This is a genomic window from Roseomonas sp. HF4 (assembly GCF_005222755.1).
Classification (GTDB): domain Bacteria; phylum Pseudomonadota; class Alphaproteobacteria; order Acetobacterales; family Acetobacteraceae; genus Neoroseomonas.
The window spans coordinates 1-18565 of the sequence record NZ_STGD01000011.1 but is presented as its reverse complement, the minus strand read 5'-3'; the positions used below and the strand labels follow the sequence as shown (position 1 = coordinate 18565).

The following is an 18565-nucleotide window of genomic DNA, read 5'->3' as shown; positions in this document are numbered from 1 at the left end:
CCGATCCTTCAACCGCACCAAAAGGGCCGCGCCGATTGCGGCGACCCTCACGAAATGTCCGGCGCAGCGGGGCCGAACCCGGCCAGCCGCTGCGCCTCGCCCCGGATGGCTTCCGCCAGCCGACCGGGCGCCACAACCACATGCACGGCGTGGTCGCGCCCGAAGACCACGCCGAGTTCCGCTGCCGTCAGCGGCGTCACCGCCGGCAGGTTGCGCCCGCCGAAGCGGGTGCGTTCCGACGGGCTGCCGTCCGACGCCTGGACGATCAACCCTGCACGGCCGGCGACGAGCCATTCGCGGCCCGCCTGCCAGCCTGAAACCGCCTGTCCCGCCCGCCGGGCGAAGCCCAGAAGGTCACGGATCCGGGCGCGAAGACCGTCCTCGATCCGTGCGCGAAGGTCGGAGGGAAGCGTCACCTGCCCACGCGCGGCCCGCATGAAGGCCCCGCGGCTCAGGGCGCGTTCTAGCACATCGCCCCGCGCGCTCAACCACATTCCCCGCCCCGGCAGTTTCGCGGCAAGGTCGGGCACGATTTCCCGACCCGGGCCGAGCACGAAGCGCAGCATCCGTTCCTTCGGCGCGCTCTCGCGCGTCACGATGCAGCGGCGCAGCGGCCCGGTTTCGGGCTCGTCCTGCTCCGCCTCGGGGTCAGGCGTCTCCGTCACCCGGCTCCGTACCCTCGTCCTCGCCGAGCCAGCCGGCGCGGCGGCGCGCCTCCATGACGATGGCGTTGGCGGTTTCCTCGTCCACCACCTCGGCGCCCAGGATCTCGACCAGCTCGTCGCCGGCCAGGTCCGCCAGGTCCTCGAGGCCCTTCACGCCCTTGTCGCCCAGCGTGACCATCATGGCCGGGGAGAAGCCGCCGATCTCGGCCAGCACGTCGTCCACGCCCATCTCGCGGCGCTTCTCGTCCAGTTCCCCGTCGCGCTTCTCGAGGAAGGTCTGCGCGCGGCGCTTCAACTCGGTGGACACGCTCTCGTCGAAGCCCTCGATGCCGGCCAGTTCCTCGTCCTCGACCTGCACGATGTCCTCGATGGTCCCGAAGCCTTCCTGCACCAGCAGCCCGGCGATCACGTCGTCCACGTCGAGCGCCTCGACGAACAGGCCTGTGCGCTTGCGGAACTCCTCCTGCCGGCGCTCGCTCTCCTCGGCCTCGGTCAGGATGTCGATGTCGTAGCGCGTGAGCTGGGAGGCAAGGCGCACATTCTGCCCGCGGCGGCCGATGGCCAGGCTCAGCTGGTCGTCGGGCACCACCACCTCGCAGCGCTTGCCGTCCTCATCCAGCACGACCTTGCTGACTTCGGCCGGGGCCAGCGCGTTGACGATGAAGGTCGCGAAGTCGGGCGACCAGGGGATGATGTCGATCTTCTCGCCCTGCAGCTCGGCCACCACCGCCTGCACGCGCGACCCGCGCATGCCGACGCAGGCGCCGACCGGGTCGATCGAGCTGTCGCGGCTGATGACCGCCATCTTGGCGCGGGACCCGGGGTCGCGCGCGACCGCCTTGATCTCGATGATGCCGTCGTAGATCTCCGGCACTTCCTGGGCGAACAGCTTGGCCAGGAAGCCCGGATGCGTGCGGGAGAGGAAGATCTGCGGCCCGCGCGGTTCCTCGCGGACGTCGTAGATGTAGGCGCGCACGCGGTCGCCGTTGCGGAAGGCTTCGCGCGGGATGGTCTCGTCGCGCCGCAGCAGGGCCTCCGCGCGGCCGAGGTCGACCATCAGGTTCCCGTATTCCGTGCGCTTGACGATGCCGTTGATGATCTCGCCGACGCGGTCCTTGTATTCGTTGAACTGCTTGCCGCGCTCGACCTCCCGCACCCGCTGCACGATCACCTGCTTGGCGGTCTGGGCGGCGATGCGGCCGAAGTCGATCGGCGGCAGGGGGTCGATGATGAACTCGCCGATGCCGATGCCCGGCTTGATCTTCTGCGCGATGCGGTGCGGGATCTGCGTCGCCTCGTTCTCGACCGGCTCCTCGGCCACCACCTCGGTCCAGCGCGACAGCTTCACCTCGCCGGTCTTGCGGTCGATCGTGGCGCGGATGTCCTTCTCCTGGCCGTACTTGGCGCGGCCGGCCTTCTGGATGGCCTGCTCCATGGCCTCGAGCACCTCGTCGCGCTCGATCATCTTCTCGCGCGCGACGGCGTCGGCGACCTGCAGCAGCTCGGGGCGGGCGATGGCGACGTCCATGGCCATGGAAGCCTCTCTCCTAGTTCGTCGTCGGTGGCGCCGCGGTGGCGGCGATGAGTTCGTCGGTCAGCACGAGCTTTGCCTTGCGGATGTTGCTCCGCGGGAAGGCGAGCTCCGTCCCGTCCTCAAGTCGAAGCCGCGCCGTCTCGGCATCCGCGCCCAGCGCGATGCCCTTGAAGCGCTTGCGCCCGTCCTGCGGGATGGCGAGCTCGAGCGTCGCCTCGTGCCCGGCGAAGCGGTTCCAGTCGCGGGCGCGGGTCAGCGGCCGGTCGATCCCGGCCGAGGACACCTCCAGCATCCATTCGCCCTTGATCGGGTCCGCCACGTCCAGCACGGCGCCGACCGCGTGGCTGATGGCCTCGCAATCCTCGACCAGGAAGGGGGCGCCGTCGGCGCGGTCGGCCATGATCTGCACGACCGGCCGTTCCTTGCCCGAGACCTGCACGCGCACGAGCTCATAGCCCAGGTGCCCGAGCGTCGGCAGGATGGCGTCGGCGATGCGGGCCTCTAGGCCTTCATGGCGCGGCAGGTCGGCGGTATCGTTCAAGCAACAAAAAAGGCGGCCCTTTTCAAGGCCACCCCCCGTTCGAGCGGATGAGATGTCGGCGCTCCTTATGATCCCGCGGCGACCCGGATGCAAGCGGCCCTTGCGCCACGCCGCCCATGGGCCGACTTCCGATCCAAGGAGGCACCGCATGACCACAGGGACCCCCCTCGGCCGCCGGACCGTCGCCGCCGGGTTCGGCGGGCTGGCGTTGGCCCGTCCGGCCGCGGCCGCCCGCAGCCGCTACGTCTTCGACGAGGCCGCCGGGCGGCTCGAATTCGTCGCGCGCCACCTCGGCGTGCTCAGCTCTACCGGCCGCTTCGAGGATTTCGAGGCCGAGCTGCTGATCGACCCCGACCGGCCGCTGACCACCCACGTGACGGTCACGGTGCGGACGGCGGCGGTCGCGCTCGCCTATCCGGGCGCCGTGGACCTGCTGCGCTCCCCCGCCTTCTTCGACGTCGAGCGGCACCCGGAGGCGGTCTTCTCCGGCGCCGCGACGGGGGAGGGCTCGCTCGCGCGCTTTGCCCTGGCGGGCGAACTCACGATCCGCGGCATCACCCGCCCGCACCGGATGGAGGCGCGCCTGGTCGGGCGCCGCCCCGACCCCGCCGAGGGCGGGCGCGAGGTCGCGGAATTCACGGCGGCAGGGGAGATGAAGCGATCGGAATTCGGCATGACGGCGGAACCCGCCGCGATTTCCGACACGATCCGGCTGGTGGTCCGTGTCCGCCTCCTCGTCTGACGGCTGGAGCGCGGCGCAGCGCCGGCTGCACTGGCTCGTGGCGGCGCTCGTGCTGCTCGCCTTCGGGATCGGGCTGGTCATGGTGGCGCTGCCGCTGACGCGGCTGCTCGAGAAGATCATCGCCTACCAGCTCCACAAGTCGCTCGGCCTGCTGGTGCCTCCGCTGGTGCTGTGGCGGCTCTGGCTGCGGCGGCGGCGCGGGCGGCCGGCGTCGGAGCCGGGCATTCCCCGATGGCAGCACCGCGCGGCGGCGGCCGGTCATGCCGCGCTCTATGCACTGCTGCTGGTCGTGCCGGTGCTCGGCTACCTCAGCGCCAGCACGGCACCGGGGCAGATCGAGACCGTGTGGTTCCTGCTGGTGCCCGTGCCGCACCTGCTCGAGGCGAACGAGGCGCTCTACGAGGCGATCCGCCCGGTCCACGAGGCCGGCGCCTGGGCCCTGGTGTTGCTGGCCGCCGGCCATGCCGCCATGGCCGTCCTGCACCACCGGCGCGGCCATGGCGTGCTGCGCGCGATGCTGGGGCGCGGCGCCGGCGTGTGACGCGCCGCACGCGGCGCACCCCGCCCCCCTTCCGGCGCGGCGGGCGGCCGTGCCAGCCTGCCGCGCATGAAACGACGCCTTGGCCTGCTCGCGCTGCTGCTGCCGCTCCTGGCCGCTCTGCCCGCCGGGGCGGCGGAGCGCCGCTGCGGCTGGATCCACAACCCGACGCCGGCCAACTGGTGGCTGGTCGATCGCGACGGGCGCTGGGACATCGCCTTCCAGGGCGAGCGCCGGCCGCCCGGCATGGACGAGATCCCCGACCTCACGACCCGCGAATGGGAACGCACCAACGGCTGGTACGGCTACGGCTGCGCCTGCATGACGGTCGAGACCGACCCCGCCGCGCGGCGCATCCGCCGCATCGTGGCGGTGCAGCAACTGCCGCTGGCGCGGTGCCGGGCCGACCGCGCGCTGCCGCGGATCGATTGAGGACGGCTGACAGGAAGGGGGGGGGAGAAGGGAACTTCTCCCCCCGGACCCCCCACAACCTTCTTTATCATTTGGCGCCCGACCTCCCCGGGGTCGGTGCCAAGCCTTAAAAAAGGGAGGGGGATCGGGCGAGGTTCTCCTCCCCTGACCTTCAGGCCGCGCCCCCTACGTCACCGACAGCACGGGCGCCGCGTCAGAGAATGAAGCGCGACAGGTCTGCGCTGCCCGCCAGCGGCGCCACCCGCTGCTGCACCAGCGCGCCATCCACCCGGACCGTCTCCCCCCCGCGGTCGGAGGCGGTGAAGGACACCTCCTCGAGCAGCCGCTCGAGCACGGTGGCGAGGCGCCTCGCGCCGATATTCTCGACGCTCGCGTTGATCTCGGCCGCGAGGTCGGCCAGCGCCTCCACCGCATCGGGCGCGAAGTCGAGCGTGACGCCCTCGGTCCCGAGCAGCGCCGTGTACTGCTTGAGCAGCGAATGCTCCGGCTCGGTCAGGATGCGGCGGAAATCCTCCCGCGTCAGCGCCGAGAGCTCGACGCGGATCGGCAGCCGGCCCTGCAGTTCCGGCAGCAGGTCGGACGGCTTCGCCAGGTGGAAGGCGCCGGACGCGATGAACAGGACATGGTCGGTCTTCACCGGCCCGTGCTTGGTCGTGACCGTGGTGCCCTCGATCAGCGGCAGCAGGTCGCGCTGGACCCCTTCGCGGGAGACGTCGCCGCCGCGCACGCCGCCCTCCCCGGTGCGGGCGCAGACCTTGTCGATCTCGTCCAGGAAGACGATGCCGTTGTTCTCGGCATTCGCGACGGCGTCGCGCACCAGGGCATCCTGGTCCAGCAGCTTGTCCGCCTCCTCCTTCGCCAGGGCGATGCGCGCCTCGGCCACCGTCATCCGGCGCGGCTTCTGGCGGCCGCCGAACATCTTGCCCAGCATGTCCTGCATGTTCTGCATCTGCGCGCCCTGCGCGCCGGGCAGGTCGATCATGCCGATCGGCAGGCCGGGCGCGGCATCGGCCACCTGCACCTCGACCTCGCGGGATTCGAGCGTGCCTTCGCGCAGCATCCGGCGGAACTTCATGCGGGTCTCGCCGGAGGCACCCTCGCCGACCAGCGCGGTCAGCAGGCGTTCTTCCGCCGCCAGCTCCGCCTTGGCCTGGACGCCCCGGCGCGCCTGCTCCCGCGCCATCGTGATCGCGGCCTCGACCAGGTCGCGCACGATGCTCTCCACGTCGCGGCCGACATAGCCGACCTCGGTGAACTTGGTCGCCTCGACCTTCAGGAAGGGCGCGTTCGCCAGCTTCGCGAGGCGGCGCGCGATCTCGGTCTTCCCGCAGCCGGTCGGGCCGATCATCAGGATGTTCTTGGGCACCACTTCCTCGCGCAGGCCCTCCGGCAGTTGCTGGCGGCGCCAGCGATTGCGCAAGGCAATCGCAACGGCGCGCTTGGCGTCCTGCTGGCCGACGATGTGGCGGTCGAGCTCGCTGACGATCTCGCGCGGGGAGAGGTTGATCGATTCAGACATTTTTCCTGCCCTCAAACGGCGGGCGGCGGCCATCCGGCCGCCTTGCCTTCGCGCCGCGCGCTGGCGCGCCAGCGACGGGTGTCGGGTTGGGCGCGGTCGCGCTTTGCGCTCGCGGCGGGGCGCGATCCGCGGGTGCGGATGGCGATGCGGGCGGGGTCACGCGTCCAGGCTTTCCAGCACGATGTTGCCGTTGGTGTAGACGCAGATGTCGGCGGCGATCTTCATGGACCGCCGGCAGATCTCCTCGGCGTCCACGCCGTCCACGGGCAGCAGCGCGCGCGCCGCGGCCAGCGCGTAGTTGCCGCCGGACCCGATGCCGATGATCGCGTCCTCGGGCTCCAGCACGTCGCCCTGGCCGGTCACGAGCAGGCTGCGCTTCGCGTCGGCCACGGCCAGCAGGGCTTCCAGGCGCCGCAGGTAGCGGTCGGTGCGCCAGTCCTTCGCCAGGTCCACGCAGGCGCGTTCCAGCTGGTCGGGAAAGCGCTCGAGCTTCGCTTCCAGCCGCTCGAGCAGGGTGAAGGCATCGGCGGTGGCGCCCGCGAAGCCCGCGAGCACGCGGCCCTGGGCGATGCGGCGCACCTTGCGGGCATTGCCCTTCACCACCGTCTGGCCGATCGAGACCTGGCCGTCGCCGGCCATGGCGACGCGCCCGCCCTTGCGCACGCAGAGGATGGTGGTGCCGTGCCACCCGAGGGGATCGTGTTGTGGAGAGGTCATGATGCCCGGAATGTGGGCGGCATCGGCGCCGGACTCAACGGGGGCGGCGGAAGGCGGCGCAACGCTTACGCTTTGTAAGGGACGTCGTGGTTCGCTGCCGGCTGACGGGGCCGCCGGCCCCATGGAAACGGACAGGTATGCGCGCCAGGGTCACGCCCCTTCTGCTTGGCCTTCTGGCCGCCATCTCCGCCGTCAACGCGGTCGCCACCGGCTACGCCTGGCTCGCCTTGCGCCAGGATGCCGCGACGATGCAGGCGCTGCGCGACGACACCATCCGCCCCGTGCAGTCGCTGAAGGCGCTGTCGGACGCTTATGCCGTGCTGATCGTGGACGCCGCGCACAAGGTGCGGAACGGCAACCTCGACTGGCCGGGCGGCGCTGCCGCGCTGGACGAGGCGGCCGGCATCCTGCAACGGCACTGGAAGGCCGTCGGCCGCGTCGCCTTCGCCGAGGCCGCGCGCGCTGCACTGGCCGAGGCGCTGCGCCGCCGCGTCGCGGTGGACGCCGTCTTCGCTGACCTGCGGCGGATCGTAGCCGCGCGCGACGCGTCCGCGCTCGACCGCCTGGTGCGCGAGCGCCTCTACCAGGAAATGGACTCCTTCACGGAATCGATCGGCGCGACCGCCGATGCGCTGATCGCCGCCGCCGACCTCCATGTCGCGGACGGTGTGGCGGAAGCGAACACGACCATCGCCTGGCTGGCCCTGCTCGCCGCGCTGGCGCTCGCGACCGCGCTTGCCGCCGCCTGGGTTGTGGTCGCGCGCGTCACGCGCCCGGTCGTGCGGCTGACGGGCTGCATGGGCGCGCTGGCCAGGGGTGACCTCGCCGTCGCCATCCCCGGCGCTGGCCGCCGCGACGAGGTCGGCGACATGGCCGCCGCGGTCGCCGTGTTCCGCGACGCGGCGGCGGAGAACGGCCGCCTGCGCGTCTCGCAGCAGGTCGCGAACGAGGAGGCCGACCGCGCCCGCCGCGCCGCCCTCGAAGGCATGGCGCTCCGGGTCGAGGCGGCAACCCGCGGCGCGGTGGATGCCGTCTCGGCCCGCATGGTCGCCGTCAATGAAAGCGCTGGCCTGGTCGGCGCGGCGACGGGGCGCATCCGCGCCGACAGCCTCTCGGTCGCCGAGGCGGCGCGCGAGGCGCTCGGCGCCACCCAGACCGTCGCGGTCGCGACCGACCAGCTGTCCGCCTCGATCCACGAGATCGCCGGCCGCCTCGGCGAGGCGGCCGGCGTGGCACGCACCGCGGTCGGCGGCGTCGAGCACGGCACCCGCACCATCGCGAGCCTGCATGAGGCCGTGGCCCGGATCGGCGAGGTCGCGGGGCTGATCGCCGACATCGCCGGGCAGACCAACCTGCTGGCGTTGAACGCGACCATCGAGGCCGCGCGGGCAGGGGAAGCCGGCAAGGGCTTCGCCGTCGTGGCCGGGGAGGTGAAGTCGCTGGCCACCCAGACGGCCCGGCGGACCGAGGACATCTCCCGCCAGATCGCGCTCATCACCGCCGCCACGGCGGATGCGGTGCAGGCGGTGCAGGGCATCGCGCAATCGGTCGGCGCGCTCGATTCCATCGCCGCCGGCATCGCCGCGGCCATGGAGCAGCAGACCCTCGCCACCACCGAGATCGCGCGCGCCGTCTCGGGCGCCGCCGCCGCGGTCCGCGACGTCGAGGACCGCATGGCGGCCGTCGCGACCGAGAGCGAGGGCAGCGCCCGCGCCGCCGGGCAGATGGCCTCAGCGGCCGGGGACGCCGAGGGCGCGGTGGCGGAGCTGCGCGGGGCGCTGGTGCGTATCGTGCGCACCTCGACCGAGGACGTGGACCGCCGCGCGCACCCGCGCCGCCCGCTGCGGCTGGCCGCGCTCCTGGAACTCGCCGGCCGGGCCGCCCTGCCGGCGACGGTGGCCGACCTGTCGGAGGGCGGTGCGGCGATCGAACCTGCGCCGCAAGGCGTCGCTCCGGACGACGAGGGCCGACTCCGGATCGGCGATGCCCTTCTCGCCATCCGTGTCGTCGCGGTGGAAGGGGATCGGCTGGGCTTGTCCTTCCTCGCCCCCGACGTAGCCGCGATCCGGCGCCTGCTGTCCGAGGGCGCGGCCGCCTGACGCGGCCGGCGGCCCGGGCTCAGTCGGCCATCGCGACTTCCGTGCGCGTGCCGATGGTCTCGGCCAGCCGCGCGAGGTCCCGCCGGGCGGCGTTGAAGGCCGTGAGGTCCCGCCCCGCGAGCCGCACGGTGCGCGTGGTCCGCGTGGCCGGGTTCACCGGCCGGCCGCCCACGACCACCTCGTAGTGCAGGTGCGGGCCGGTCGAGAGGCCGGTCGATCCGACCGCGCCGATCACGTCCCCCTGCCGTACCGGCCGCCCGGCCCGGATGCCGCGCGCGAAGCGCGAGAGATGTGCGTAGCGGGTCTCGATCCCGCCGGGGTGACGGATGCGCACGATCTTGCCGTAGCCGCGCTCGTGCCGGATGGAGGCGACGACCCCGTTCCCCGCCGCATAGACCGGCGTGCCGGTCGGTGCCGCGAAGTCCATGCCGGCATGCATGCGCGTGTAGCCGAGGATGGGGTGCCGCCGGTTGCCGAAATGCGAGGAGATCCGCGCACCGTCGAGCGGCGTGCGCAGGAAGGCGCGGCGCAGGCTCTGGCCGCGCTGGTCGTACCATTCGGTCGTGCCGTCGCGCCCCTGGTGCCGCCAGTAGGCAAGGCGCCGGCCGGACAGCACCATCTCCACCTGCAGCACGCGGCCATGGCCGAGCAGCCCGCCCTCGTCGTCGCGGAAGCGCTCGAACAGCACCTTGAAGCGGTCGCCGGGCTGGATGTCGCGCTGGAAGTCGATCTCGTGGCCGAGCGCGCGGATCAGCGAGAGCGTCAGCCCCGGCGGCAACCCCGCAGCAGTCGCCGAGGGGTAGAGGCCGGTCTCGATGCTGCCCTCCGCCTTCGCCAGCAGCCGCTGGCGCGGCGCGATGATCTCCTGCGCCTGCCAGGCGCCGTCCCGCAGCCGGGCGCGGATCGTGCGGCCCGGCGCGGGCTCAATCTCCAGCGCCACCAGCGTGTTGTCGTCGCCCGGGTCGAGGTGGATCGCCACCTCCTGCCCCGGGCGCAGCGCGCGGGCGGGAAAGAGGACCGTGATCGCGGCGGCGGCGGCGTGGGCCTCGGCGTCGTCGATGCCCGCGCCGGTCAGCAGGCCGACCAGCGTGTCGCGCGGGCGGACCACCAGGATGCGCTCGGCGGCGGTACTGGCCTCGGGCTCATGCTCCGCCGCGGCCGGGGGCGGCGCGTCGGCGGCGGCCGGCCCGGTCGCGACGGAGAGGCCCGCCTCGGCGTCCGGCGCGTCGGGCGCGGCGTCCGGTGCCTCCGCCGCCACCGGACCGGGCGTGGCGTCCGCCGGGTCGTTGTCGGCGGCGACAGGCGGCGTGGCCTCGGCTGCGAGCAACGTCACGTCGGGTGCGGCGTCCATCGCCAGCACCGTCGGCGCGGCGGCCCCCGCGTCCGGGAGCACCGGCGTTCCGGCCTGCGGCGCCGCCACCACCATGGCGCCGAGGATCCAGGCGAGATGACGGACAGTCACGATGAGGGCGCGCTGTGGCATAGGATCGGTCCCGCTCCGGCTCGGCTTCTCGACTGTCAATCAACCGAATGAACGTCTTCGGTCAACCTGTTGATTGCAGGAACCTTGTGTGGCAGGCAATGCTTGCCGCTGGTGGTCGCTATGCCGCATGGTCGTGGTGTCTCGTCTCGACGCCGACATACGCGGCCGCATGCATGGCCCATGAATTCTGATCGACCTCCGGCCGCTTCCCGCTGCCGCCGCCGACCGTTGCGATTCCCCCGCGCAACGGCGTAGGTAGCGCCCATGACTGGCCCCCGCCCCGCGCCGCGTCGCGCCGAGATCGCCCGCCGCACCGCCGAGACCGACATCCGCGTCGCGATCGACCTGGACGGCATCGGCCGCGCCACGGTCGCGACCGGCATCGGCTTCCTCGACCACATGCTGACCGCGCTGGCGCGGCATTCGATGATCGACCTGGAGGTCGCGGCGAAGGGCGACCTGCACATCGACTTCCACCACACGGCCGAGGATGTCGGCATCGTGCTCGGCCAGGCGCTGCGCCAGGCGCTCGGCGACAAGCGCGGCATCCGCCGCTACGGCGCCGCCCTGCTGCCGATGGACGAGGCGCTGGCGGAATGCGCGCTCGACATCTCGGGCCGCCCCTTCCTCGCCTGGTCCGTCGCCTTCGCGCGCGACAAGGTGGGCGAAATGGACACCGAACTGTTCGAGGAATTCTTCCGCGCGCTCGCCTTCAATGCGGGGATCACGCTTCACATGACCTTGAAGGCCGGCACCAACGCGCACCATGTCTCCGAGGCATGCTTCAAGGCCGCCGCCCGGGCGCTCAGGGAGGCCGTCGAGCCCGACCCCCGGGCCGCCGGAGCCATCCCCTCGACCAAGGGCGTTCTGGAGGGCTGATCGATGCGCGTCTGGACGGTGCGCGTGAGGCCACCCGCCGGCGGAGCGGGGCCGAGGACGATCCTGCTGCGCGACGGCTTCTCGGCCGGGGCGCTGCTGCTGCCCGTGGTGTGGTTCGCGGGGCGCGGCTGCCTTGCGCTGGCGGCGATGCACTTGGCCGTGATCGCCTTGCTCTGGGCACTGCTGCCGTCCGACGCCTTCGGCGTCGCAGTTGCAGGTCTGCAGCTTTTCATGGGGTTCGAGGCGCGGAACCTGCAAGGGTGGTGGCTCGGCCTGCGTGGCTTCAGGGCGGAAGCGGTGGTGATGGCGCGGAACGAGGACGCGGCGTTCCTCAACCTGGCCTCCTTCCGCCCCGATCTCGCGCGCGCGGCGGTCTGAGGGGGCACGAAGCATGGCGCAGCGCGTTGCGGTGGTGGACCCGGGCTCGGGCAACCTGGCGTCCGTCGTCCGCGCCTTCGAGAAGGCCGCCCTCGACAACGAGATCGAGGCCACGGTGCGCGTTGTGACCGCCGCGGCCGACCTGCGCGCGGCGGACCGCATCGTGCTGCCCGGCCAGGGCGCCTTCGCGGCCTGCCGGCGGGGCCTCGACGCCCTGCCCGGCGTGGTCGATGCGCTGGAGGAGCGCGTCCGCGGCCAGGGCGTGCCCTTCCTCGGCATCTGCGTCGGCATGCAGTTGATGGCGACGCGCGGGCTCGAACACGGGGAGACGCCGGGCCTCGGCTGGATTCCCGGCACGGTCGCGGCCATGGACCCGAAGGGCCCGGACGGCCTGCCCCTGCCGCTGCCGCAGATGGGCTGGAACGCGCTGTCCTTCGAGGCCGGCTTCCACCCGATGCTGGACGGCGTGAAGCCGGGCGACCAGGTCTATTTCGTCCATTCCTTCGCCTTCGAGGCGGAGGAGGCCGAGGACGTCGTCGCGACCACTGACTACGGCGGGCAAGTGACCGCGGTCATTGCGCGCGGCAACCTCGCCGGGCTTCAGTTCCATGTCGAGAAAAGCGGCCCGATCGGCCTGCGCATGCTCGCCAACTTCCTGAGGTGGGAACCGTGAACTCCGCGGCGCTGCAGGCCGGCCGGGCGCTCGCCGTCGAGCGCGTGGACCATCTCTCCGAGGCGGACCTCGCGGAGCTCGCTGAGGCGACGGATGCCGCCATCATCGAGGGCGGCGGCTTCGGCTGGGTCGAACCCCAGGGCCGCGCCGCACTGGAACGCCATTTCCGCGGCGTGCTGCTGGTGCCGGAACGCGAGCTGTTCGTGGCGCGCCTGGACGGCCACGCGGTCGGCTCCGCGCTCCTGGTCCGCCCGCCCCGCAACAACGAGGCGCAGGCCTTCGCGGCGACACTCACGCACGCCTACATCGCGCCCTATGCGCGCGGCTTCGGCCTGGCCCGCATGATGGTGCGACGCGTCGAGGAACGCGCAGCCGCGCTCGGCCACCGCGTCATCAATCTTGACGTGCGCGAGACGCAGGCGACCGCGATCCTGCTGTTCGAGAGCCTGGGCTACCTGCACTGGGGCACGCACCCGTACTACGCGCGCGTGGCGGGGCAGACCGTCGCGGGGCGCTTCTACACCAAGACGCTGGAACCCGGGCGCGGACGCAGCACGGGCGCGTTGATCGACGGCGCGGGCTGAAGCGGCACGCGAACCAAAGTTTGGGGGGAGAAGAGAACGTCTCTCACCAGACCCCCCTCAATCTTCTTTGTCATTTGGCGCCTCACCTTCCGGGACCGGCACCAAATGACAAAGAAGGGAGGGGGGCTCGGGGGAGGTTCTCCTCCCCCGACCTTCCAGGACGGCCCGCCTCAGCCGATCGCGCGGCGCCGCTGCGCGCGCTCCGTGCCCCAGCCGGCGCGCTGGATGCGCCGGCGCACGACCTCGACCTTCAGGCCCGTGGGATCTCCAAGACGCGACTGCAGCGTCGCGAGGCGGGCGTGCTCGACCGCGATGCCGCCGATGCTGCCCTCGGCCTTGCCGTCCCGTCCGTGCAGCAGCACCGGCGCCGCGTCGCCGCCGACGCGGACCAGCACCATCGCCGTGCGGCCGAGCGCCTTGCGGATGGCCTCGTCCAGCGCGGGCGTGCCGGTCCCGAGTGCGTCCGGTGCGCCGAGGTCGACCGCGGCCGCGACGCGCCAGGCGCCGGTCGCCACCGGGCCGCCGAGCCGCCGCGTCGCCTGCTCCGGATTTCCGAGCGCGGCCGCGAGCGCCGGGGGCGGCGTGCAGTCTGCCGCCACGGGGCCGAACAGGCTGCCGCCGCCGCCTGTGAGCGTGAGGCGGGGCGCCTCGGCGCCTGGTTCGCTCTCGACTGTGAGGCGCGTCTCGGGCGCGCGCACCCAGTTGCCGCCGGTGGCGCCACGGACCGAGCGCCAGGCGAGCACGACGAGCGCCACGCCGCCGGCGAGAAACAGAAGGCCGAGGATCATCGCGCGGCCGCCGGCGGGGGCTTGGCGGACGAACTGCCCTGGTCCTGCCGCGCGGGCGCGGCCGCGGGCTCGGGCGCGCGCGGCATGGTGCGGACGCGCTCTGCCGCCTCGACCTGCGCCACGGCGGCGGGTCCGGGCCGGGCGGAGGCCACGGGCATCCAGAAGCGCGGCGGCGCGGCGGCGGCCTCCGGCAGGCGCGCGGCGCGGGCGGCGGCGTCGACGAAGGCACGGTCCGTCGTCGCCTGGTTCCAGCGCGCCACGGCGAAGATCATGCCGCCAAGCAGCACGAGAAGCCCGGCGCCGAGCAGGTAGAGCCGGGCGCGGTTGATGAGCGGGTTCATCGGGTTCCTCCGGCCGGCGGGGCAAGGCGCGCGGCGGCGGCCTCCGCCGCGCGGATGCCGGCGGGCTCGCCGTCGAGCAGCCCCGCCACGAGTCCGGGCAACTCCCGCGCGAGCGCGGCCCGCGCGGCCTCGTCGGGCGCGGCGTTCCAGGCCGCGGTGACGGCAGCCAGCAGGCCGTCGGCGGCGGCGCGCGCGGGGCGCGGCACGCCCTTGCCCACGAGTTGCGCGAGCAGCGCCGGCACGGCGGCGGCCAGCAGCGCGGCGCGGGCAGCCTCCGGCAGGGCCGCCGCGGCGGGCGGCTTGAACGCCTTCGCGGTGCCGTCGCCGAGAAGCCTGGCATCGAGGCGGCGGCCCAGCGCCACGGCCAGGATCGCGGAGATGGTGCCCGCGAGCAGCGGGAGCAGGGCGAAGGCGACCCAGAACAGCGCGTCGCGCGGCGGCACGAGGAGGCCGATGGCCAGGAAGGCGATGCCGGCCGCGAGGAACCCGGCGGTGACCATGCCCGCCCCTCCGCCCAGCAGCGTGGGCGGCTCGGCCGCGGCCTTCACCCTGCCCGACATGCCTCAGCCCCCCGAGGAATAGGCGCGCCCGGTGGAGCCGAAGCCCGCGCGCGTGATGGTGGTGGTCTGGCGGGAGACGGTCGATCCCGTGAGGCGTGACGTCGTGCCGTCCTGCACGACGCCCATGCGGCTCGCGAGGCCGAGGCTGCGGCTGCCGCTGTCCCAGGCGCGCAGGGGCCCGGTGCCGGTTGCAGGGCGATAGGCGGCGGTCGGGCTGTGGTCCGCGGTCCAGGTCCAGCCCTGGTAGCGCGGCCCGATGCCCGCGCCGTAGGAGCGATACCAGAACGTATTGTAGCCGCCCCACCAGGTGGTGCTGCGCGGCGTGGTGGTAGTGCCCTGCTGTTGTGGCTGTTGTGGCTGCTGTTCGGCGGCGACCGCGATCGCGTCGGCCGGGACCTCGACCTCGAGGCAGTTGGACCATTGCGCGCGGCAGGCTTCCTGCGTCGCGAAGCGCGTCGGCAAGGGCAGCGGGAAGCGTTCGCAGGACTGCCATTCGGTCGCGCAGGTCGCCTCGTCCGGATAGAGCGGCGCGAGGCGGTAATAGGCGAGGCTGACGCCGAGCGGCGCGCGGGCGGTCGCGGCGTAGTCGAGCGTCTCGACCCGGCGCGGGGCCGGCAGGGCGGGCACGTCGCGGCTGGGCGTGAGGGTGCCCGGCACGAGAGCGGGGGCGGGCTCGGGCAGCGCCCAGGCCTGGCCATCCTTGTCGCGCACCACGGGCTGCACGGCCGTCATCTGACCGGGCACGCGCGACCAGCCGGCCAGCGCCGGGCGCCAGGATTCGCCGGAGGCGGCCAGCGTCTCCCCCTCGCAGGCACCGCGGCCGAACAGCGTCTCGCAGGCGGCGACGGTGGTGAAGCGCGGGCGTGTCTGCCCGTGTTCCCGCGCGATGGTCCCTTCCAGGCTGTCGCAGCGCGCCGGGTCCTCCCCCATGCGGCGATGGGCGGCGCGGCAGGCGTCGAGCCGTGCCTCGGCGGCGCCGGGCAGGTCCGCCGGTACGTCGTCGCAGCCCGCCGCGCCGAGGCCGAGCGTCACCAGCGCGGCGGCGCGGATGGTGCGGGACCGGCGGCGGGTTGGCTGCGTCATCGCCCCCGCCTCAGCCCGACATCACCGCTTGGTTCAGCGAGCCGACGCCGACCTGCATGAAGGCGATGAAGACCGCCGCGCCGCCGACCTTGTCGGCCTCGATCTCCTGTTTCAGACGGCCTGCGAGCAGCACGTTGAGCGCCAGGTGCATCACGAGTTGCACCGCGACGGCGACGATGCACCAGATGATCTGGTCGACCGGGCCGGCCGCGGCGCGCGCGACCGCGCCTATCGGCAGCACCATGCCGAGCGCCTTGCCGCCGAAGGCGATGGCGCAGGGCAGGTTGCCCGCGCGCAGCAGGGCCAGTTCGTTGTGCGGCGTGACGAGGTTCACGACGACCAGGCCCGCGATCCAGAACACGAGGCCGAGCGAGAAGGCCACGAGGAAGCTCAGGAAGGTCGAGGGGAACAGGGTCAGGATCTCGGCGGCGGTCATGGCGGTGCGGTCCTTGTTCGCGCGTCAGCCGCGCAGGATGTGGGGCACGACGCGCGCGGCAGGCCCGGTGACCGGGCCGCGCGATTCGCGGAAGGAAATGCCGGCAGGCTCGCCGCCGACCATCCAGACGGAGACATTGGCGTGCACCTGGCCGCGCCCGGCATCGAGCACCGGCAGCGGGCAATGCGCCTGCCACAGCAGCGGGCCCATCTCCTCCTCCGGCACCTGGCCGGGGGTCTCGCCGGGGAGGTACACGTGCTCCCCGTCCCAGCCGCGGCGGGGCTTGGCGACCATCGCGCCCTCGGTCGGGCGCTCGAGGAAGGTCGGCAGCAGGTGGGCCGCGCCCGGGTGCATGTGCCAGAGCAGCGCCATCATCGTCTTGTCGGCCATCAACCGCACCCAGGCGCCGGGCAGGATGCGCGTGCGGTTCTGCGGCAGCACCTCGACGTTCGGCTCGTCCTCCATCCAGTCCCACGGATAGATCTTGATGAGACCTTCGAGCGGCGTGTCGGCCTCGTCCGTGAAGCGCATGGCGTCGAGGTCCCAGCCGACCTGGCCGATGCTGCAGACGGAGGGGCGCATGCCGGCCTCGCGCGCGATCTCGGCCAGGAAATTGGCGTCGAAGCGTTCGGTCGTGTCGGCCGGCGCGCCGTTCGTCAGCGTCTCGCCGCCGCAGGCGATGGCGAAGCGCTGCGGCAGGCCGGCGCGCGGCAGGTGCTCCAGCAGCTTCTCGTAGAGGAGGTTCTCCTGGCTGTCCGAGCCGGCGCCGGTGGCGGCCTGCCAGGCCTCGAACCATTCCCACTGCACGAAGGCGGCTTCGGCGAGGCCGAACGGGCTGTCCGCCTCGTAGTCCAGCAGCATCGGCCGGCCGTCGGGCGCGAAGGAGAAGTCCATGCGGCCGTAGAGCGGCGCATCCTTCGCGCGCCAGGATTGCGCGATGGCGGTCTGCATCGCCCGGTTGCGGATGCCGAAGTAGGTGTAGTCGCCGCTCGCGACCAGCGCCTCGATCGCCGCGTAGCAGAGCTTCTGGATGTCCTGGGCGGCCCCGAAGAGCTTGTCCACCAGCGCCGCGTCGATCACGTAGGCGGCGTCGGTGACCCACCAGGGCTCGCCATCCGCATTGGGGGCGAGCATGCCGAGCTCGCGCAGCCGGGCCTCGGCGGTGCCGGGCGTGCGCACCGGGATGCGGGCGAAGGGCGGCATGGCCATGGCGGCCTAGAGCACCACATGCGGCACGAAGCGGTCCTCGAGCGTCGTCACCAGCTCTTCCCCTTCCCGGATGCCGAGCCCACAGGGCTCGCCCCCCGCCATCCATACGCCCATGACCGGATAGGCTTCGCCCGACGGCGTCGCGTGTCCCGGCAGCGGCGCCCAACGTTGCCAGATGGTGGGCGAGGGAGGCAAACCCTCCGCGATCTCGGTCGAGACATCCTCGTTCACGCCCTCCACCCGCATGCCATGGCCTTCGAGGCCAAGCGCCGGCTTGCCGATCGCCGGCCCGTCGATGGCGGCGCGGTCGAGCGCGGCCGGCAGCAGCAGAGGATGCCCCGGGAACATCTCCCACAATGTGACCAGGATCGCCTTGTTCGCATGCAGCATGCGCCGCGCCGGCTCGATCCACCGCGTGCGGCCGAGCGGCAGCAGCCGCCCGCCTTCCTCCCAGTCCAGCCAGTCCCAGGGATAGAGCTTGAAGCAGGCGGCGAGCGGCGTGCCGTCCGGCGTGCAGAACCCGGCCGCGTCGTGCCAGGAGATGTCCTCGACGCCGAGGAACGCCGCCTCATGCCCCGCCGCGCGGGCGGTCGCCATCAGGTACGCGACCTGCGCGACCTCGTCCTCCCGATGCGCCTCGGCCGAGAAATGCACGCGGCGCGGCAGGCCGAGCGCGGGCCAGCGCGCGACCAGCGCGTCGTCGATGCGGTTCCACTGGTCGGTGCCCGGGCGCGTCTCGGCGCCCACCGGCGTTTCCTCGAACCAGGCGAGCTGCACGGTTGCGGCCTCCAGCAGCGCGGCCGGCGTCTCGGCATTGTATTCGAACAGCTTGATGCCGCCGGCCTCGTCCAGCCGGAGGTCGAAGCGGCCATAGAGGGAGGGCTCGCGCAGGCGGTGCGACTGCTCGACCAGTGCGGCCAGGCGGTCGGTGAAGCCGAAGGCGGCGTAGTCGCCGCGCGCCACGACGCGATCGACCGCGGCGGCGATCATGCCGTCGAGCTCGCGCGCCGCGGCCTCGAGCGCGGCGACAGCCTCGGGCGTCAGGGCATAGCAGGCGTCGCGCGCCCAGTATTCGCGCCCGTCCGGCGAATGCCAGGTGAAGCCGAGCGCTTCCGCGCGGTGCGGGAAGGCATCGTCGCGGCGGAGCAGGCGGCGTTCGAGGGCGGGGCGGGGCATTGCCGGGGAGCATAGCCGCGGCGTGGACGGGACGTCGAAAAGGGCGGGGGAGGAGAACCTCCCCCGATCTGGAGTGGGCCCCTGGAGGCGGACAGGCGGACTGCCGCGAATTGACCAGGGAGCTGGGCTTCCGAAGGATGGAAGCCGATGACGAGACACCGATCGCACAGCGTCGAGTTCAAGCGCCA

General features: G+C 72.9%; 21 protein-coding genes. 8 read left to right on the top strand and 13 right to left on the bottom strand.

What is annotated here, in order from left to right; all coding sequences use genetic code 11:
- Positions 1 to 47: 47 nt before the first annotated feature.
- The 3 genes from E8M80_RS16565 to rimP are packed head-to-tail and all read right to left on the bottom strand — an operon-like array spanning position 48 to position 2740.
- Positions 48 to 665, bottom strand: a complete 618-nt coding sequence (locus E8M80_RS16565) for an RNA-binding protein (protein ID WP_137126825.1) — start codon at positions 663 to 665, stop codon at positions 48 to 50.
- Entirely contained in the window at positions 649 to 2193 is a 1545-nt protein-coding gene (nusA, locus tag E8M80_RS16560) for a transcription termination factor NusA (protein ID WP_137126994.1), read from the bottom strand. Before nusA ends, E8M80_RS16565 begins: the two co-directional genes overlap by 17 nt.
- Positions 2194 to 2212: 19 nt before the next feature.
- Positions 2213 to 2740 (bottom strand): ribosome maturation factor RimP, encoded by a 528-nt coding sequence (gene rimP, locus E8M80_RS16555; RefSeq protein WP_240790077.1) that lies wholly within the window; start codon positions 2738 to 2740, stop codon positions 2213 to 2215.
- Positions 2741 to 2888: 148 nt separating this feature from the next.
- Here rimP and E8M80_RS16550 point away from each other — a divergent pair, with 148 nt between their 5' ends.
- From E8M80_RS16550 to E8M80_RS16540, 3 genes are all read left to right on the top strand, one after another.
- Positions 2889 to 3482, top strand: a complete 594-nt coding sequence (locus E8M80_RS16550; RefSeq protein WP_170979461.1) for a YceI family protein — start codon at positions 2889 to 2891, stop codon at positions 3480 to 3482.
- The gene (locus E8M80_RS16545) at positions 3463 to 4023 is read left to right on the top strand and encodes a cytochrome b (protein ID WP_137126822.1); all 561 of its coding nucleotides are present in this window, start codon (positions 3463 to 3465) and stop codon (positions 4021 to 4023) included. Before E8M80_RS16550 ends, E8M80_RS16545 begins: the two co-directional genes overlap by 20 nt.
- A gap of 66 nt (positions 4024 to 4089) precedes the next feature.
- A complete protein-coding gene (locus E8M80_RS16540) occupies positions 4090 to 4452 on the top strand; it encodes a DUF4087 domain-containing protein (RefSeq protein WP_137126821.1) in 363 nt (120 codons plus the stop codon).
- A gap of 193 nt (positions 4453 to 4645) precedes the next feature.
- Here the strand turns inward: E8M80_RS16540 and hslU are convergent, their stop codons facing one another.
- Both hslU and hslV read right to left on the bottom strand, forming a co-directional pair.
- Positions 4646 to 5971, bottom strand: a complete 1326-nt coding sequence (hslU, locus tag E8M80_RS16535) for an ATP-dependent protease ATPase subunit HslU (protein WP_137126820.1) — start codon at positions 5969 to 5971, stop codon at positions 4646 to 4648.
- 156 nt (positions 5972 to 6127) lie between these two features.
- The gene (gene hslV, locus E8M80_RS16530) at positions 6128 to 6688 is read right to left on the bottom strand and encodes an ATP-dependent protease subunit HslV (protein ID WP_137126819.1); all 561 of its coding nucleotides are present in this window, start codon (positions 6686 to 6688) and stop codon (positions 6128 to 6130) included.
- A gap of 137 nt (positions 6689 to 6825) precedes the next feature.
- Here hslV and E8M80_RS16525 point away from each other — a divergent pair, with 137 nt between their 5' ends.
- Positions 6826 to 8787 (top strand): methyl-accepting chemotaxis protein, encoded by a 1962-nt coding sequence (locus E8M80_RS16525; RefSeq protein WP_137126818.1) that lies wholly within the window; start codon positions 6826 to 6828, stop codon positions 8785 to 8787.
- A gap of 19 nt (positions 8788 to 8806) precedes the next feature.
- On the opposite strand, the gene E8M80_RS16520 is transcribed toward E8M80_RS16525, so the two are convergent.
- A complete protein-coding gene (locus E8M80_RS16520) occupies positions 8807 to 10270 on the bottom strand; it encodes a M23 family metallopeptidase (protein WP_137126817.1) in 1464 nt (487 codons plus the stop codon).
- Between the two features lie 264 nt (positions 10271 to 10534).
- Between E8M80_RS16520 and hisB the strand changes: the two genes are divergently transcribed.
- Genes hisB through E8M80_RS16500 form a run of 4 tightly spaced genes read left to right on the top strand, consistent with a single transcriptional unit; the run spans position 10535 to position 12784 of the window.
- Positions 10535 to 11149 (top strand): imidazoleglycerol-phosphate dehydratase HisB, encoded by a 615-nt coding sequence (gene hisB, locus E8M80_RS16515; RefSeq protein ID WP_137126816.1) that lies wholly within the window; start codon positions 10535 to 10537, stop codon positions 11147 to 11149.
- 3 nt (positions 11150 to 11152) lie between these two features.
- Complete coding sequence (locus E8M80_RS16510; protein ID WP_137126815.1) at positions 11153 to 11527, top strand: hypothetical protein; 375 nt, start codon at positions 11153 to 11155, stop codon at positions 11525 to 11527.
- Between the two features lie 13 nt (positions 11528 to 11540).
- The gene (hisH, locus tag E8M80_RS16505) at positions 11541 to 12200 is read left to right on the top strand and encodes an imidazole glycerol phosphate synthase subunit HisH (protein WP_137126814.1); all 660 of its coding nucleotides are present in this window, start codon (positions 11541 to 11543) and stop codon (positions 12198 to 12200) included.
- On the top strand, positions 12197 to 12784 hold the full coding sequence (locus tag E8M80_RS16500; RefSeq protein ID WP_137126813.1) for a GNAT family N-acetyltransferase: 588 nt from the start codon (positions 12197 to 12199) through the stop codon (positions 12782 to 12784). Before hisH ends, E8M80_RS16500 begins: the two co-directional genes overlap by 4 nt.
- 170 nt (positions 12785 to 12954) lie before the next feature.
- Here E8M80_RS16500 and E8M80_RS16495 read toward each other — a convergent pair whose 3' ends face one another.
- Genes E8M80_RS16495 through E8M80_RS16465 form a run of 7 tightly spaced genes read right to left on the bottom strand, consistent with a single transcriptional unit; the run spans position 12955 to position 18377 of the window.
- Positions 12955 to 13572 carry a hypothetical protein gene (locus tag E8M80_RS16495; RefSeq protein ID WP_137126812.1) on the bottom strand — a complete coding sequence of 206 codons (618 nt, stop codon included), beginning with the start codon at positions 13570 to 13572 and terminating at the stop codon, positions 12955 to 12957.
- On the bottom strand, positions 13569 to 13913 hold the full coding sequence (locus E8M80_RS16490; RefSeq protein ID WP_137126811.1) for a hypothetical protein: 345 nt from the start codon (positions 13911 to 13913) through the stop codon (positions 13569 to 13571). The genes E8M80_RS16495 and E8M80_RS16490 overlap by 4 nt, the downstream gene beginning before the upstream one ends.
- Entirely contained in the window at positions 13910 to 14473 is a 564-nt protein-coding gene (locus tag E8M80_RS16485) for a hypothetical protein (RefSeq protein WP_137126810.1), read from the bottom strand. Before E8M80_RS16485 ends, E8M80_RS16490 begins: the two co-directional genes overlap by 4 nt.
- A 3-nt stretch (positions 14474 to 14476) precedes the next feature.
- The gene (locus tag E8M80_RS16480; RefSeq protein WP_137126809.1) at positions 14477 to 15556 is read right to left on the bottom strand and encodes a DUF1190 domain-containing protein; all 1080 of its coding nucleotides are present in this window, start codon (positions 15554 to 15556) and stop codon (positions 14477 to 14479) included.
- A gap of 10 nt (positions 15557 to 15566) precedes the next feature.
- The gene (locus E8M80_RS16475; protein ID WP_137126808.1) at positions 15567 to 15992 is read right to left on the bottom strand and encodes a DUF350 domain-containing protein; all 426 of its coding nucleotides are present in this window, start codon (positions 15990 to 15992) and stop codon (positions 15567 to 15569) included.
- 24 nt (positions 15993 to 16016) lie between these two features.
- Positions 16017 to 17201 carry a glutathionylspermidine synthase family protein gene (locus tag E8M80_RS16470; protein WP_137126807.1) on the bottom strand — a complete coding sequence of 395 codons (1185 nt, stop codon included), beginning with the start codon at positions 17199 to 17201 and terminating at the stop codon, positions 16017 to 16019.
- A gap of 6 nt (positions 17202 to 17207) precedes the next feature.
- Entirely contained in the window at positions 17208 to 18377 is a 1170-nt protein-coding gene (locus tag E8M80_RS16465) for a glutathionylspermidine synthase family protein (protein WP_137126806.1), read from the bottom strand.
- Positions 18378 to 18565 lie beyond the last annotated feature (188 nt).